Raw genomic sequence first — 16,472 nt, 5'->3', positions numbered from 1 at the left:
CCTCGTCGTAGCCCCCTGGCGTGGCCCCATCCTGCCCCCTCGGCCACGGCCGCACCCGGGCTATTCCGGGGAGCGGCCGAAAGGGAACGGCCGTACGACGGTCAACCGTTGCCCCGGCATCCCGTCCGCTTGCTTCCGGCAACCGGAGGGCCCCCCGGACAACACAAAACCCCGACCACCAGGGCGGCCGGGGTCTGCTCTGAGACTGTTGTCGGTACTCACGAACCCGTAGGCACGGAGTCGGTCGCCTCCGTCCACAGATCCTGCTCGGCGCGATCCGCCTGGATCTGGCGGTACACGAGGAGCCCGCCGATGGCGGCCAGTGCGACCAGGAGAAGCTTCTTCACCGCGAGACCTCGTCTTTCGTTGACGTGGGGGACTTCTGGCGCCCGACTATACACACCGACCGATACCGATCGGTGACCTGGTTCCGCCCTCAACTCCGGCCCTGAGAGCGGCGGTAGGACCGGACCTGACCGTCCCGATCTGAGGGTGATCACATGTCACAGAAAGTGACTTTCGGTGGCATCTAGGGACTTTCCCGGTCTCTTGCGGCCATCCGGGTGGTGTTCATCTGAACATCGACGCGCCACGGGCGTCGGTCCACCACTTCGCGGTCCGCATACACATCATGAGGAAAGTACGCAAATCGCCTGACCCGAAAGTGAGGGGCCATGACCCAGAACAAGGTCATGAAGCTGTGGACCGTGATCGTCACCGCGTTCCTGGCTCTGTGCACGACGCTCGGACTCATCACCACCACCGCGGCCGCCGCGGTACCCCAGGCCATCCCGGCCCGCAACACCGAGGCCACCGTGACCGCCCCGGCGGCCTCCCCCTGGACCCTGTCCTTCAGCCGGGCACTCCCCCCGACGATGAAGCAACGGATCCGCGCCGAGGCCCACGGCTCCTCGCCGAGCTGCCGCCACCGCGCGCCGGCCGAGGAGGACGCGACGGACAGCGCCGCCCTCAGCGAGACGGAGGGAATGGCCGAGGCGGAAGGACTGAGCGATCCCACGGCCTGCTCCGACCCCGCGACCCTCGCGGCGACCGACACGGCCCCGATCGCGCCCCTCAGGGCTCCGGTGCCCCTCCAGCGCTGACCAGCGCGCCACGAACACGGGGTTGAGACCGTACGGGGCACGACACCGTACGAGAGCCGGTCCGAGAACGAGTGCGGGAACCAAGGACAGCACCGCGTAGGGGACACCGTCCCTGCCTGAGCGTCGCCCCTGGCCCTTCCTCGAACCTGGCGCCCCCAGCTTCCCGCCTCACGTACTCCTTCTTCTTCGGCACCGCCCTTTATCAACACCCTCAGCACCTTGCCGCGCCCTCCAGCGCCGATCAGTGCTGCTCTCTTTCCCAGCTGCGCCCATCCACCGACCTCACCCTGCACGGCAGCCCCCGCAGACTCCCTGACGTAGCGGCGAACTTGCGTACAAAGCACCCAGGGCAAAGGCCCGGCGACTCCCACGAGTTGCCGGGCCTTTCACGTATCACCCTATGGCCGGCATCCGAGCGCACCGTCGCCCCACCAGGACGAAGCCGTACGCCGCGCCCGCACGGCGTCCGATGTGGGGTCCCCTGCAGCCCCCGGTGACGACGACGGCGAAGACCGCGGCGGCGCCGGCCATGTCGCACAGCGCAGCGGCGGCAGCAGCAGGACCGTGCTTGCACTGGACGTCCGTGCGCAGCCTCAGGGGCCCGGCGTCCGCACTTCCTGAAGCCCCGGCGCAGCGCGCCACAACGCCCGTCCGCGCGACGCAAAGACCCCCAACCGGGACCGGTTGGGGGTCTTGATGCTGTGGGGCTAACAGGATTTGAACCTGTGGCCTCATCCTTATCAGGGATGCGCTCTAACCAACTGAGCTATAGCCCCGCCGCGCTTTGCGGTGTGTGTCCCGCGCGCTGACCTCTGAAGATTAGCGCACGACGTGGCCAGTCCCAAAATCGATAGTCAGAGGCCGTTTGAGAGGGCCCTCACTCGTCCTCGGCGAGGGTCAGCTCGACGCCGCCGACGAAGCCGGCGGAGAGGTTGTAGATGAACGCGCCGAGGGTCGCGAGAGCCGTCGCGAGGACGACGTCGATGACCGCGATGATCGACGTGAACATCAGGACGTGCGGCAGCGAGAGGAACGACTGCAGGTCGAAGCCGTTCGACTCGTTCGAGCCCGTCGCCTCGGAGATCGTGCCGCCGACGGTCGAGAAGACGCCCATGGCGTCCATGACCATCCACAGCACGGCGGCCGCCACGATCGTGCAGATGCCGAGCGCGATGGAGAGCAGGAAGCTGACCTTCATCACCGACCACGGGTCGGCCTTGGCCACCCGCAGCCGTGCCTTGCGGGTGCGCGGCGTGGTCCGGGCGCCGGTGCGTGGCCGGCGAACCGCGCCCGAAGGCGCCTGCGCCGGGTACGCCTGCGGCGGGTGATACGGCTGGGCGGGCTGCTGCCCGTTCCGCTCGCCCGGCAGCGGTGAACCCGGCCCTGCCGGTCCCGCCCCCGGCGCGCTCGGCGCCGAGGTCGCCCCGGCCGGGGCCGCCTGCCCGCCCGCGTACTGCTGGGCCTGCTGGCCTCGGGTGTCCGTCACAGTTCCCCCCTGGGATCCATGAGAGTCATGGGAGTCGTCCCCCTCGATGGCGGGGCCACGGCCGCCGTCCGTTTCCGTGCCGGTCGATCCGGCGCCCGTGGCTCCGCTCACGATGAACTCACTCCTCGCGCTACTCGGCCGAGGACGGATCGCCCTCTTCCGTACCGACGGCCTCGACGCCCTCGGCGACGTCGTCGACAGCGTCTCCGCCGTCGACCTCCTCCGCCTCACGACCGGCCTCGGCGTTACGAGCGATACCGACCACGGCATCGCGCTTGCCCAGGTTGATCAGTTGGACGCCCATGGTGTCACGGCCCGTCTCCCTGACCTCGTTGACTCGCGTACGAATCACACCGCCGGACAGCGTGATGGCGAGGATCTCGTCGGTCTCCTCGACCACCAGCGCACCGACGAGAGAACCGCGGTCCTCGACGATCTTGGCGGCCTTGATGCCCAGGCCACCGCGACCCTGGACGCGGTACTCGTCGACGTTGGTGCGCTTCGCGTACCCGCCGTCTGTGGCAGTGAACACGAACGTACCGGGTCGAACAACATTCATCGAGAGAAGCTGGTCGCTCTCGCGGAAACTCATTCCCTTGACGCCCGAGGTCGCACGGCCCATCGGTCGCAGAGCGTCGTCCGTAGCGGTGAACCTGATCGACTGGGCCTTCTTGCTGATCAGCAGCAGATCGTCCTCGGCCGAGACGAGTTCGGCTCCGATCAGTTCGTCGTCGGAACCGTCCTCCGTCTCGCGGAGGTTGATCGCGATGACGCCGCCGGAACGGGGCGAATCGTAATCCTTGAGAGGCGTCTTCTTGACCAGTCCGCCCTTCGTGGCCAGCACCAGGTACGGCGCGGCCTCGTAGTCACGGATGGCGAGGATCTCGGCGATCGCCTCGTCCGGCTGGAAGGCCAGCAGGTTGGCGACGTGCTGCCCGCGCGCGTCCCGGCCGGCGTCCGGAAGTTCGTACGCCTTGGCCCGGTAGACGCGGCCCTTGTTGGTGAAGAACAGCAGCCAGTGGTGCGTCGTCGACACGAAGAAGTGGTCGACGATGTCGTCCTGCTTCAGCTTCGCGCCGCGGACACCCTTGCCGCCGCGCTTCTGCGAGCGGTAGTCCTCGGTCTTCGTCCGCTTGATGTAGCCACCGCGCGTGATGGTGACGACGATGTCCTCTTCGGCGATCAGGTCCTCGATGGACATGTCACCGTCGAACGGCACCAGCTTGGAGCGTCGGTCGTCGCCGAACTTCTCGACGATCGCGGCGAGCTCCTCGCTGATGATGCCGCGCTGGCGCACGGGCGAGGCGAGGATCTCGTTGTACTCGCGGATCTTGGCCTGGAGCTCGTCGTGCTCCGAGATGATCTTCTGGCGCTCCAGGGCGGCGAGCCGGCGGAGCTGCATCTCGAGGATCGCGTTCGCCTGGATCTCGTCGATCTCCAGGAGGCCCATCAGGCCCTCTCGCGCGATCTCCACGGTGTCACTGCGCCGAATGAGGGCGATGACCTCGTCGATGGCGTCCAGGGCCTTCAGGAGGCCGCGCAGGATGTGCGCGCGCTCCTCGGCCTTGCGCAGCCGGAACTTCGTCCGGCGGACGATGACCTCGACCTGGTGCGTCACCCAGTGACGGATGAACGCGTCCAGGGAGAGGGTGCGCGGCACGCCGTCGACGAGCGCCAGCATGTTGGCGCCGAAGTTCGTCTGCAGATCGGTGTGCTTGTAGAGGTTGTTCAGGACGACCTTGGCGACCGCGTCCCGCTTCAGCACGATCACGAGGCGCTGGCCGGTACGGGAGCTGGTCTCGTCCCGGACGTCCGCGATGCCGCCGATCTTGCCGTCCTTGACCAGGTCGGCGATCTTCTGCGCGAGGTTGTCGGGGTTGGTCTGGTAGGGGAGTTCGGTGACCACCAGGCACTGGCGGTTCTGGATCTCCTCGACGTCGACGACCGCGCGCATCGTGATGGAGCCGCGGCCCGTGCGGTACGCCTCCTCGATGCCCTTGCGGCCCACGACCAGGGCACCGCTCGGGAAGTCGGGGCCCTTGATCCGCTCGATCAGGGCGTCCAGGAGCTCCTCGTGGGAGGCCTCGGGGTTCTCCAGGTACCACTGGGCGCCCGCCGCGACCTCGCGCAGGTTGTGCGGCGGGATGTTGGTGGCCATGCCGACCGCGATGCCCGCCGAGCCGTTGATCAGCAGGTTCGGGAAGCGGGCCGGCAGGACCGTCGGCTCCTGGTTGCGGCCGTCGTAGTTGTCCGTGAAATCGACGGTCTCCTCGTCGATGTCGCGGACCATCTCCATGGACAGCGGCTTCAGCCTGCACTCGGTGTACCGCATGGCGGCGGCCGGGTCGTTGCCGGGGGAGCCGAAGTTGCCGTTGGAGTCCACCAGCGGCATCCGCATCGACCACGGCTGCGCGAGACGGACCAGCGCGTCGTAGATCGAGGAGTCACCGTGCGGGTGGTAGGTGCCCATGACGTCGCCGACGACGCGGGCGCACTTGTAGAAGCCCTTCTCGGGCCGGTAGCCGCCGTCGTACATGGCGTAGAGGACGCGACGGTGCACGGGCTTGAGACCGTCCCGCACGTCGGGCAGCGCACGCGACACGATGACGGACATCGCGTAGTCGAGGTACGAGCGCTGCATCTCGGTCTCGAGCCCGACGGGCTCGACGCGCAGGGCGATCTCGCCCTCCACAGGAATGCTCGGAGTGTTCTCGTCGGTCATTGCTGGTGAAGATCCTTTCTGACGCGGTCAGCTGAGACCGACTCAGATGTCGAGGAAGCGGACGTCCTTGGCGTTGCGCTGGATGAACGCGCGGCGCGCCTCGACGTCCTCGCCCATGAGGACCGAGAACAGGTCGTCGGCCTGGGCGGCGTCGTCGAGCGTGACCTGACCGAGGACACGGTGCTCCTGGTCCATGGTCGTGATGCGCAGTTCCTCGGCGTTCATCTCACCGAGACCCTTGAAGCGCTGGATCGAGTCCTCACGGACCCGCTTGCCGGCCTGCCGGCCCAGCTCGATCAGGGCGTCGCGCTCGCGGTCCGAGTACGCGTACTCGAAGTCGTCCCGGCCCCACTTGATCTTGTAGAGCGGCGGGCGCGACAGGAACACGTGCCCGGCTTCGACCAGCGGCCGCATGAAGCGGAACAGGAAGGTCAGCAGCAGGGTGTTGATGTGCTGGCCGTCGACGTCGGCGTCCGCCATCAGGATGATCTTGTGATAGCGGAGCTTCTCGATGTCGAAGTCCTCGTGGACTCCGGTGCCGAAGGCGGAGATCAGTGCCTGGATCTCCTGGTTCTGCAGGATCTTGTCGATCCGCGCCTTCTCGACGTTGAGGATCTTTCCTCGGATCGGGAGGATCGCCTGGTACTGGGGGTTACGGCCGGACTTGGCCGAGCCGCCGGCGGAGTCGCCCTCGACGATGAAGATCTCGCACTTGGTGGGGTCGTTCGACTGGCAGTCGGACAGCTTGCCGGGCAGGGACGCCGACTCCAGCAGTCCCTTGCGGCGGGTGAGGTCACGCGCCTTGCGGGCCGCCACGCGCGCGGTGGCCGCCTGGATGGACTTGCGGATGATGTCCGCGGCCTCGTTCGGATTGCGGTCCAGCCAGTCGTTGAGGTGCTCGTAGACCGCGCGCTGGACGAAGGTCTTGGCCTCCGTGTTGCCCAGCTTGGTCTTCGTCTGGCCCTCGAACTGCGGCTCGCTCAGCTTGACCGAGATGATCGCCGTCAGACCCTCGCGGATGTCGTCACCCGTGAGGTTGTCGTCCTTCTCGCGGAGCAGCTTCTTGTCGCGCGCGTACTTGTTGATGAGCGAGGTCAGCGCAGCACGGAAGCCCTCCTCGTGCGTACCGCCCTCGTGCGTGTGGATGATGTTGGCGAAGGAGTACACGCCCTCGCTGTATCCGCTGTTCCACTGCATCGCGACTTCGAGGGACAGGCTCTTGTCCTTGTCCTCCGCCTCGAGGTCGATGACGGTGGGGTGCACCACGTCTCCCTTGCGGGAGTTGAGGTACTTCACGAAGTCGACGATGCCGCCTTCGTAGTGGTACGTGACGGTCTTGACCTCGTCCTTCTCGTCCGCACCCGCCTCGTCCGCGCCCGCCGTGGCCTTCGCCGACTCACGCTCGTCCGTGAGCTTGATCGTCAGGCCCTTGTTGAGGAACGCCATCTCCTGGAAACGCCGCGAGAGCGTCTCGAAGGAGTACTCCGTGGTCTCGAAGATGTCCCCGTCGGCCCAGAAGGTGACCGACGTGCCCGTCTCCTCGGTGGCCTCGTGCTGGACCAGCGGGGCGGTCGGGACGCCCATCTTGTATTCCTGCGTGTGGCGGTGGCCGTCCGTCTTGACCTCGACGGAGACCTTGCTCGACAGGGCGTTCACGACGGAGACGCCGACGCCGTGCAGACCACCGGAGACCGCGTAGCCGCCGCCCCCGAACTTGCCGCCGGCGTGGAGGACGGTGAGCACGACCTCGAGGGCCGGCTTGCCCTCCGAGGCGACGATGCCCACCGGGATGCCTCGGCCGTTGTCGATGACGCGGACGCCGCCGTCCGGGAGGATCGTGATGTCGATCGTGTCGGCGTGGCCGGCCAGCGCCTCGTCGACGGAGTTGTCCACGACCTCGTAGACGAGGTGGTGGAGCCCACGCTCACCGGTCGAGCCGATGTACATGCCGGGTCGCTTGCGGACCGCGTCCAGACCCTCGAGGACGGTGATGGCGCTGGCGTCGTACGAGGTTGTGACCTCGCCGTTCGCGCCGGCGTCGATGGACGGGATGTTCTCGTTGGGGTTGCCGGAATCGGCCACGAAGCGCCCTTTCTGGCACAGCACAAGCCGAACTCCCGGCGGGTGGCCGGAGCGGCTGCGGCGTGTTGCGTTGGTAAGCCTTAGTCAGCGTTGCTCGGTGCGTCCCACAAGTGGGGCGGGATTAGCTTCCAGTCTACCGGTAGCGCCGACAGTGATGGGGGTTTGCCGGTACCTGAGTCCGCATGTGCCGCCCTGAACCGGTCTCGCCCGACTCCCCATATGCGGACCCGGGCCCAAAGAGGCTCACAGCGGCACTCAGCGCTTCCGGGTGTCAACCCTTGGCTACTGGCAAGTCAGGTCGGTCTTCGCAACCGCATCCGGTTGCCCTCGACGGCCCTGCCGGGCACGCCGGGATCGGCGGTACGAGGGGCGCGGAGCAGCCGTCGAAATGAGCCCGGCACGCCTCTGAACAGGAAGAACGGGTCACGCGCAAGACTCGGGCGGAGGAGGCGTCTGCACGTCGCCCGCCGCGGCGCGCAGTGCGGGGTCGCCCCGGGGAGGCCGCGCGACACCCGTGAAGCGGAGTGACGGAGGAGGCACGGGGTGAACCGCCGTGTACCCGCGGGAGCCGCAGAGGCGTCGTCGGGCCCGGGCGATCACCGCGGTCAGGTCATCCGTAGGTGTCGCCGGGACCTTTGCTGCCGGGGGCGCGCAGGGGCCCGTAGCGGCGGGCGGGCCCGTTGGGGCCCAGGACCTTGATCAGGCGGACGGCGCCGTGGCCGAGGTCCTGGTTGAGCCGGGCGACGAGCTGGGGGGCCAGCAGGCGCAGCTGGGTCGCCCAGGCGGTCGAGTCGCACTGCACGGTCAGGACCCGTTCGGCCGGATCCTCGTCGTAGCGCAGCGGGACGCAGTGCTTGGCCAGGTCCTCGCCGACGATCTGCGGCCAGCGCCCCATCACGCCGCCCACCGCGGCCGGGGTCTCCCAGCCGCGCTCGGTGAGCAGCCGGTTGATGGCGGCGCCCAGCGCCATGGGGTCGCGGCCGTCGGCGCCGGAGCCGGAGCGCAGGCCGCCACCCCGGCGGGCCTGCTTCTTCTGCTGGGCCGCGTCCCCACGCGCGCGTGCCTGCTCTTTCGCCGCGCGCAGCGCCACGCGCGCGAGGTCGACGCCGGACGGTTCGGGGGTCTTCTTGGGGACGGCGTCCGCGGACCCGCCCTCGGCACCCGCTCCCGATGTGTTTTCCGTCATACGCGCTCCACCGTGCCCTCGGACACCGCGTACCGCGCCCCGCTCAGGACCCCCGGCACGTCGTCGTCCACGGCTGCCGTCACCAGCACCTGCTCGCCCGGCGCGACGAGTTCCGCGAGCCGCTCGCGCCTGCGGCTGTCCAGCTCGGCGAAGACGTCGTCGAGCACCAGCACGGGTTCGTTGCCCTCGGCGCGGAGCAGGTCGTACGAGGCCAGGCGCAGCGCCAGCGCGTAGGACCAGGACTCGCCGTGGGACGCGTATCCCTTGGCAGGCAGCTGGCCGAGCTTGAGCACGAGGTCGTCGCGGTGGGGGCCCACGAGGGTCACGCCGCGCTCGATCTCGGACTTGCGGGACTCCTCCAGGGCCGCGATCAGCTGGGCGAAGAGCTCCTCGCGCGCGTGGCCCACGATGCCGGGCGAGGACGCCTTGTACTCCAGGGAGACGGGGCCGCCGCCGGGGGCCAGCTGCTCGTACGCCTTGTCGGCCAGCGGCTGGACCGCGGCGACCAGGTCGAGGCGCTGGGCGAGCAGTTCGGCGCCCACGCGCGCGAGGTGCTGGTCCCACACGTCGAGGGTGGAGAGGTCCATGGTGCGGCCGCCGTGCCGACGGGCCAGCGCGGCCGACTTCAGGAGGGTGTTGCGCTGCTTGAGGACGCGGTCGTAGTCGGAGCGGACGCCCGCCATGCGCGGGGAGCGCGCGGTGATCAGCTCGTCCAGGAAGCGGCGCCGCTCGCCGGGGTCGCCCTTGACGAGGGCGAGGTCCTCGGGCGCGAACAGCACCGTGCGCACGATACCGAGCACGTCACGGGGCCTGACCTGCGAGGACCTGTTGATGCGGGCGCGATTGGCCTTGCCGGGGTTCAGCTCTAGCTCGATGAGCTGCTGGCGCTCGCCCTGCCGGACGTTGGCCCGGATGATCGCCCGCTCGGCGCCCATGCGGACCAGCGGCGCGTCGGAGGAGACGCGGTGGCTGCCGAGAGAGGCGAGGTAGCCGACGGCCTCGACCAGGTTCGTCTTGCCCTGTCCGTTGGGGCCGACGAACGCGGTGACGCCCGGGTCGAGCGGAACCTCGACCCGGGCGTACGAGCGGAAGTCGGCCAGCGACAGATGCGTGACGTGCATGGTCGTTCGCCGACCTCCCCCAGCGTGGTGTTTCGGGTTCTGCCCAGGGTCCGGGTCTCCCCGGTCCCCAAGTTCTTTCCCCAGTTGTGGACAACCGGGTCACCCCGGGTGTGGAGAACCCGGGGTGTCGATCAGGCCTTCTCGACGGCGTGGCCGCCGAACTGGTTGCGCAGCGCGGCGATCATCTTCATCTGCGGCGAGTCGTCCTGCCGCGAGGCGAAGCGGGCGAAGAGCGACGCGGTGATCGCGGGGAGCGGCACCGCGTTGTCGATGGCGGCCTCCACCGTCCACCGGCCCTCGCCGGAGTCCTGTGCGAAGCCCCTGAGCTTGTCGAGGTGCTCGTCCTCGTCCAGCGCGTTGACGGCGAGGTCGAGCAGCCAGGAGCGGATGACGGTGCCCTCCTGCCAGGAGCGGAAGACCTCACGGACGTCCGTGACGGAGTCGACCTTCTCCAGCAGCTCCCAGCCCTCGGCGTAGGCCTGCATCATGGCGTACTCGATGCCGTTGTGGACCATCTTCGCGAAGTGGCCCGCGCCGACCTTGCCGGCGTGCACCGAACCGAAGTCGCCCTCCGGCTTCAGCGCGTCGAAGATCGGCTGCACCTTCTCGACGTTCTCGGGGGTGCCGCCGTACATCAGCGCGTAGCCGTTCTTCAGGCCCCAGACACCGCCGGAGACGCCGCAGTCGACGAAGCCGATGCCCTTGATGCCCAGCTCGACGGCGTGCTTCTCGTCGTCCGTCCAGCGGGAGTTGCCGCCGTCCACCACGACATCGCCGGGCTCCAGCACAGCGGCCAGCTCGTCGATGGTGGCCTGGGTCGCGGCACCGGCCGGGACCATGACCCACACCACGCGGGGGCCCTTGAGCCTGCCCACGAGTTCTTCCAGGCTGTGGACGTCGGCGAGGTCCGGGTTGCGGTCGTATCCGATGACGGTGTGGCCTGCGCGGCGGATCCGCTCGCGCATGTTGCCGCCCATCTTGCCGAGGCCGACGAGACCGAGCTCCATCAGTTGTTCCTTAGGGTTGCGACGTGGCGTGAGGGCACTCTCGTACCTGGTCCGAGCCTAGACCTGGGGGTACCACCCACGCCTTTCGGGCACCGGGGGAACACCTGCGCATCTGGGGGCATAGCCGCTCAGACGTGTACTCCGTCCGCGGTGCAGCCCGCCGACCCCTGAGGACCGGCGGGCTCCGGGGGTCAGCCGGAGAGGCGGACCGGCATGATCAGGTACTTGTAGGCCTCGTCTGCCTCGGCGTCCAGGGCGGGCTTGCCGCTCAGCAGCGCGGGCTTCGTGGACGTCGTGAACGACAGCTGGGCCACCGGCGAGTCGATGGCGCTCAGGCCGTCGAGCAGGAACGTCGGGTTGAAGGCGATCGAGACGTCGTCGCCCTCAAGCTGCGCGTCGACCCTTTCCACAGCCTGTGCGTCGTCACTGGAACCGGCTTCGAGGATCAGCACGCCCTGCTCGAAGCTCAGCCGCACCGGGGTGTTCCGCTCGGCGACGAGGGCCACGCGCTTGACGGCCTCCACGAACGGGGCGGTCTCGATGACGGCGATCGAGTTGAACTCGGTCGGGAACAGCGAGCGGTACTTCGGGAGGTCGCCTTCGAGCAGACGGGTGGTCGTCCGCCGGCCGGCGCCCTCGAAGCCGATGAGGCCCTCGCCCGCGCCGGAGCCGGAGAGCGCCAGGATGACGCTGTCGCCGCTCGTGAGGGCCTTGGCGGTGTCCAGGAGCGTCTTGGCGGGCACCAGGGCCACCGCGGACGCCTCGGGGTTCTCCGGCTTCCACAGGAACTCGCGGACCGCGAAGCGGTAGCGGTCGGTGGAGGCCAGGGTGACGGTGTCGCCCTCGATCTCGATCCGCACACCGGTGAGGACGGGCAGCGTGTCGTCGCGCCCGGCGGCGATGGCCACCTGAGCGGCGGCGGAGGCGAAGACCTCACCGGGGACGGTACCGGTCGCCGACGGCATCTGCGGCAGCGCCGGGTACTCCTCCACAGGCAGGGTGTGGAGGGTGAAGCGCGAGGAGCCGCAGACCACGGTCGCCCGTACACCGTCTGTGGAAATCTCCACCGGCCTGTTGGGGAGCGCACGGCAGATGTCGGCGAGGAGACGGCCGGACACGAGGACCGTGCCCTCTTCGTCGATCTCCGCGTCCACGGAGACCCGCGCCGAGACCTCGTAGTCGAAGCTGGAGAGGCTCAGGGCGCCCTCCTCGGCCCTCAGAAGGAGGCCGGCGAGCACAGGAGCCGGCGGACGGGCCGGGAGGCTGCGTGCCGCCCAGGCCACTGCCTCCGCGAGTACGTCGCGTTCCACCCGGATCTTCACCGTTGCCGCCTCCGTCTGTTGCCGGCGCTCTCGCCCTGCTGGCCTTCGTCGTCTGACTCGGTGTCGTTCGGTCCTGTGAGGGGAAGGACACCGGGGACCAGTCTGACGCACCGCGCTGACAGTCGGTGCCCCTCGGGGTCAAGTCGTACCGAGCGGCAGTCGAGCCGCCGGGAGCGAGTTGTGCACAGCCCCGTCTTCGAAACGTTTCTCAGGCTCTCTCTAGTTGGTCTTAGTAGTAGGGCCTGTGGAAACCGTGGATAACCCCGTTTTCGCAGCTCAGAGGCGGTTTTTTGTCCACTGGCCCTGTGGGCGGAGACGGTGGACAACCAGGCTTCTCTGTGGACGGCGAAAAGTTCTGCACACTCGATGCACAGCCTGAGGCCACTTCTCCCCAGCGCCGTCCCCAGCTTTACCCCCGTTCCCCACAGCCCAATCAGGCACCTTGGTGTGACGCCTTTCACTCGACCCGGTGAGATCGCGCGTCGCGTTGCCGAACAGTGGACAGTGGTGTGGAGAAGCTGGAGATCGCTGGGGACAACGGGCTCCTGCCTGTGGGCCGCCCGTGGACAACTCGGTCCACACCCTGTGGATCTTTTCTTCGTCCACAGCCTGTGGAGAATCTTCGTCCACGAATCCACAGGCGGTTGACCTGGTCTGATGGTCTTTCAACAGACTGTCCTGTGGACACGATCTGGACAACTTCCCGGTCCCCAGGATGTGGACGCCAGAAAGTCGCCCAATCTGTGGAGGGTGGCCGTAACCCCGCCCGGATTCGAACAGCAGGTGTCGGGCCGGTAGCGGTGACAGCGCGGTCCGAGCCCTCGAAAAGGCCGTCAGAAGGCGTCGGAACGCGTTTCCGGGCGCTCGCAGGACGCGTCCAGAGCACTTCCGGGAAGGCGCGCGTCCACTGGGCAAGGGCTCTGCGTCCCTCGTACGGGGGCGCCGCAGGTCCCGGGAGGTGTGCTGAGGAGCGCTGTCTCTCGGGTGACCGAGCCGACGCCCGCGCCCGCGGAGCCTCCGGGAACGACGAAGGGCGCCCCGGGACGGTGTGTTCCGGGGCGCCCTCGACAGGCTGTGCTGCGGCCGGCTGTGTCAGCCGTTCTTGATGCGGTTCGTGAGCTCGGTGACCTGGTTGTAGATGGAGCGGCGCTCCGCCATCAGCGCGCGGATCTTGCGGTCCGCGTGCATCACGGTCGTGTGGTCGCGGCCGCCGAACTGCGCCCCGATCTTCGGCAGCGACAGATCGGTCAGCTCACGGCACAGGTACATGGCGATCTGGCGCGCCGTCACCAGGACGCGGCTGCGCGAGGAACCGCACAGGTCGTCCACCGTGAGCCCGAAGTAGTCGGCGGTCGCCGCCATGATCGCGGTCGCCGTGATCTCCGGTGCCGAGTCCTCGCCGCCGGGGATCAGGTCCTTGAGGACGATCTCGGTCAGCCCGAGATCCACCGGCTGCCGGTTGAGCGACGCGAACGCCGTCACCCGGATCAACGCCCCCTCAAGCTCGCGGATATTGCGCGAGATCCGCGAGGCGATGAACTCCAGGACCTCCGGCGGGGCGTTGAGCTGCTCCTGCACCGCCTTCTTGCGGAGGATGGCGATCCGGGTCTCCAGCTCGGGCGGCTGGACGTCCGTGATCAGACCCCACTCGAAACGGTTCCGCAGGCGGTCCTCCAGCGTGACCAGCTGCTTGGGCGGCCGGTCGCTGGAGAGCACGATCTGCTTGTTCGCGTTGTGGAGCGTGTTGAAGGTGTGGAAGAACTCCTCCTGCGTCGACTCCTTGTCCGCGAGGAACTGGATGTCGTCGACGAGCAGGATGTCCATCTCCCGGTACCGCTTGCGGAAGCTGTCGCCCTTGCCGTCGCGGATGGAGTTGATGAACTCGTTGGTGAACTCCTCCGAGCTCACGTACCGCACCCGCGTACCCGGGTAGAGGCTGCGCGCGTAGTGCCCGATCGCGTGCAGCAGGTGCGTCTTGCCGAGACCCGACTCTCCATAGATGAAGAGGGGGTTGTACGCCTTCGCCGGCGCCTCGGCGACGGCCACCGCGGCGGCGTGCGCGAAGCGGTTCGAGGCGCCGATCACGAACGTGTCGAAGAGGTACTTCGGGTTCAGTCGCGCGGTGGGCTCGCCCGGACCCGACGCTGGCGCGGGCTGCGCCGCCTTCGGTCCGGGAGCACCGCTCGAGGGCCCGCCCCTGCGCACCTGTCCGTTGCCGGAGGGGTCCTGGAGGTCGCGGCGGTCCGGGCGCTGGTCGTAGTCCGAGCGCGCCTGGTCGTAGTCCTGGCGCTGCTGCTCGTAGGGCGAGCGGTCCATCGACTGCGGACGGTAGTCCTGCTGGGGCGAGGCGTACGGGTCGCGGTCCGGGAATCCGAGGCGCTGCTGCTGCCAGCCGTAGTCGTCCTGGGAGTGGCGCGGCCAGGCACCCGGCGCGGGGCGCTGGTAGTCCGGGTACGCGGGACGCGCGGTCGGCAGCTGGTCGCCGGGAGCTCCGGGCAGCGGCTCGGAACGGCCGCCGCGGTGGTCGTCGGCGCGGTGGCGGCCGTACCCCTCGTATCCGTCGCGGCGCTGGGGCTCGTACGGGTTGCGCTCCTCGCGTCCCTGCGGCTCGTACGGGCTGCGGTCGTCGCGGTCCTGGCCGCCCTCGTAACCGCCGCGGTCGTCACGGCTCTGGCCGTCGTAGGCGCCGCGATCGTCGCGCTGTCCCTCGTAGGACTTCCGGTCGTCACGAACGGGGCCGCCCTCGTAGGGGCCGCGTTCCTCGCGTGCCTGACCGTTGTCGTACGGGCCGCGCTCTTCGCGTCCCTGGCTCTCGTACGCGTCGCGGCCCTGTCCGGCCGAGTGCTCCGACTCCTCGTAGCGAGGAGCGGCAGGAGTGGGGGGCGGCTCGCCGGCCGAGTCGTCGACGGTGATCGCGATCCGGATCGGGCGGCCGCACTCACGGCTCAGCGTCTCGCTGACGATCGGCGCGAGGCGGCCTTCCAGGACGCCCTTCGCAAACTCGTTCGGGACGGCGAGCAGAGCCGTGTCCGCGACCAGGGCCAGGGGCTGGCAGCGCTTGATCCAGTGCTCGTCCTTGACCTCGACGCCCTGCCCGCGGCCCTCACCGAGGAGTTGTTCCAGTACTCGTGGCCACACTGCGGCAAGATCGGCAGGTACGTCAGCCACAGGGCACGCTCTCTCACGGGTCCCACGAACGTGTGGTTCTGGGAACGGGTTGGAAAATCAGGCGGGGCGGAGGAACAAAACCGCTGGGGCGGTGAGAACGGAACGAATCGGAGTTCAGCCACGGTAGTCAGGGCGACCCGTGCGGTTCAAGTTGTTGTCCCCAGCCTGTGGATAGTGTCCCCTGCCAGGGACTGGTTTGACCGGATGGCGTAGCCGCGCGTACCGTAACCAGGTCGAGTTGTCGATGGCTGCTGCCGCCTGCCTCCGATGGGCACAGATCGCGAAGAGCGATCGGGAAGCGGTGCACTCGGGCGTAATACGAGTTTCCTCGTGGGCGCACGGTGACAGCCAGGACGGCACCCCGCCACCACCGATTCTTTCTGGAGCCCCCGAGTGAGCAAGCGCACCTTCCAGCCGAACAACCGTCGTCGCGCCAAGACCCACGGCTTCCGCCTGCGGATGCGCACCCGTGCCGGCCGCGCGATTCTCGCGAACCGCCGTGGCAAGGGTCGCGCCAGCCTGTCCGCCTGATTACTTACAGGTCATGATCTCGTGCTGCCTACCGAGCATCGGCTGAGGCGGCGCGAGGACTTCGCGACCGCGGTACGTCGAGGACGCCGGGCCGGACGCCCGCTCCTCGTCGTCCACCTTCGTAGCGGTGCACCGGACCCGCACGCGCCTGGGGAGAGCGCTCCCCCGACGCGTGCGGGTTTCGTCGTGAGCAAAGCCGTGGGCGGAGCGGTCGTACGCAACAAGGTGAAGCGCAGGCTTCGCCATCTGATGCGTGACCGAGTCGCCCTGCTGCCCCCCGGTAGCCTGGTAGTCGTACGAGCGCTGCCCGGTGCGGGTGACGCCGACCATGAACAGCTGGCCCGAGACCTGGACGCCGCCATCGAGCGGCTACTGGGAGGGGGCGCGCGATGAAGTACCCACTGCTTGCTCTGATCAAGATCTATCAGTGGACGATCAGCCCGTTGCTCGGGCCGGTCTGCAAGTACTACCCGTCGTGCTCCCACTACGGCTACACAGCCATCGACCGGCACGGTGCGATCAAGGGCACGGCACTGACCGCCTGGCGCATCCTGCGGTGCAATCCGTGGTCGCTGGGCGGTGTGGACCATGTTCCGCAACGCAAGCGTCCGCGGTGGCACGAATTGCTGCGTAACGCATGGCGTGCACGCAAGGGCGGGAACTCCGCCGCCGAACCGGCCACCGGGGAGACCACTGCCCCGAGCCCGGCCGCCGAGACCCCGTCCCATGCTCAAGGAGCCTGAT

13 protein-coding genes and 1 tRNA gene are annotated in these 16,472 nt (G+C 68.6%); 4 read left to right on the top strand and 10 right to left on the bottom strand.

Going from position 1 to position 16,472, the window contains the following annotated elements:
• Positions 1 to 218: 218 nt before the first annotated feature.
• Entirely contained in the window at positions 219 to 347 is a 129-nt protein-coding gene (locus B0675_RS41905; protein WP_003999697.1) for a DLW-39 family protein, read from the bottom strand.
• A 327-nt stretch (positions 348 to 674) separates the two neighbouring features.
• On the opposite strand from B0675_RS41905, the gene B0675_RS09295 reads away from it, so the two are divergent.
• Entirely contained in the window at positions 675 to 1,103 is a 429-nt protein-coding gene (locus B0675_RS09295) for a DUF6344 domain-containing protein (RefSeq protein ID WP_081218348.1), read from the top strand.
• 702 nt (positions 1,104 to 1,805) lie between these two features.
• Here B0675_RS09295 and B0675_RS09290 read toward each other — a convergent pair.
• The 9 genes from B0675_RS09290 to dnaA form a co-directional block, all read right to left on the bottom strand.
• Positions 1,806 to 1,879: transfer RNA gene (locus tag B0675_RS09290), tRNA-Ile, on the bottom strand.
• Between the two features lie 101 nt (positions 1,880 to 1,980).
• A complete protein-coding gene (locus tag B0675_RS09285) occupies positions 1,981 to 2,700 on the bottom strand; it encodes a DUF3566 domain-containing protein (RefSeq protein ID WP_081218347.1) in 720 nt (239 codons plus the stop codon).
• A gap of 19 nt (positions 2,701 to 2,719) precedes the next feature.
• Positions 2,720 to 5,311 carry a DNA gyrase subunit A gene (gene gyrA / locus B0675_RS09280; protein WP_081218346.1) on the bottom strand — a complete coding sequence of 864 codons (2,592 nt, stop codon included), beginning with the start codon at positions 5,309 to 5,311 and terminating at the stop codon, positions 2,720 to 2,722.
• Positions 5,312 to 5,353: 42 nt separating this feature from the next.
• Complete coding sequence (gene gyrB / locus B0675_RS09275) at positions 5,354 to 7,417, bottom strand: DNA topoisomerase (ATP-hydrolyzing) subunit B (protein ID WP_081218345.1); 2,064 nt, start codon at positions 7,415 to 7,417, stop codon at positions 5,354 to 5,356.
• A 586-nt stretch (positions 7,418 to 8,003) separates the two neighbouring features.
• Positions 8,004 to 8,579: a DciA family protein gene (locus tag B0675_RS09270; protein ID WP_081218344.1), complete on the bottom strand. Its 576-nt coding sequence runs from the start codon at positions 8,577 to 8,579 to the stop codon at positions 8,004 to 8,006.
• Positions 8,576 to 9,700, bottom strand: coding sequence for a DNA replication/repair protein RecF (gene recF, locus B0675_RS09265; protein ID WP_081218343.1), 1,125 nt, complete (start codon positions 9,698 to 9,700; stop codon positions 8,576 to 8,578). Before recF ends, B0675_RS09270 begins: the two co-directional genes overlap by 4 nt.
• 131 nt (positions 9,701 to 9,831) lie before the next feature.
• Entirely contained in the window at positions 9,832 to 10,707 is an 876-nt protein-coding gene (gene gnd, locus B0675_RS09260) for a phosphogluconate dehydrogenase (NAD(+)-dependent, decarboxylating) (protein ID WP_081218342.1), read from the bottom strand.
• 191 nt (positions 10,708 to 10,898) lie between these two features.
• Positions 10,899 to 12,029 carry a DNA polymerase III subunit beta gene (gene dnaN, locus B0675_RS09255; RefSeq protein WP_081218341.1) on the bottom strand — a complete coding sequence of 377 codons (1,131 nt, stop codon included), beginning with the start codon at positions 12,027 to 12,029 and terminating at the stop codon, positions 10,899 to 10,901.
• Positions 12,030 to 13,121: 1,092 nt separating this feature from the next.
• Entirely contained in the window at positions 13,122 to 15,197 is a 2,076-nt protein-coding gene (gene dnaA, locus B0675_RS09245) for a chromosomal replication initiator protein DnaA (RefSeq protein ID WP_081218339.1), read from the bottom strand.
• Between the two features lie 393 nt (positions 15,198 to 15,590).
• Between dnaA and rpmH the strand changes: the two genes are divergently transcribed.
• Genes rpmH through yidD form a run of 3 tightly spaced genes read left to right on the top strand, consistent with a single transcriptional unit; the run spans position 15,591 to position 16,471 of the window.
• The gene (rpmH, locus tag B0675_RS09240) at positions 15,591 to 15,728 is read left to right on the top strand and encodes a 50S ribosomal protein L34 (protein ID WP_006381191.1); all 138 of its coding nucleotides are present in this window, start codon (positions 15,591 to 15,593) and stop codon (positions 15,726 to 15,728) included.
• Between the two features lie 21 nt (positions 15,729 to 15,749).
• The gene (rnpA, locus tag B0675_RS09235) at positions 15,750 to 16,121 is read left to right on the top strand and encodes a ribonuclease P protein component (protein ID WP_081218338.1); all 372 of its coding nucleotides are present in this window, start codon (positions 15,750 to 15,752) and stop codon (positions 16,119 to 16,121) included.
• Entirely contained in the window at positions 16,118 to 16,471 is a 354-nt protein-coding gene (yidD, locus tag B0675_RS09230) for a membrane protein insertion efficiency factor YidD (protein WP_081218337.1), read from the top strand. Before rnpA ends, yidD begins: the two co-directional genes overlap by 4 nt.
• The last annotated feature ends 1 nt before the right edge of the window (position 16,472 follow it).

Source organism: Streptomyces sp. M41(2017), from assembly GCF_002078175.1.
Taxonomy (GTDB): Bacteria; Actinomycetota; Actinomycetes; order Streptomycetales; family Streptomycetaceae; genus Streptomyces.
This window is presented reverse-complemented; position numbering and strand designations above follow the sequence as displayed.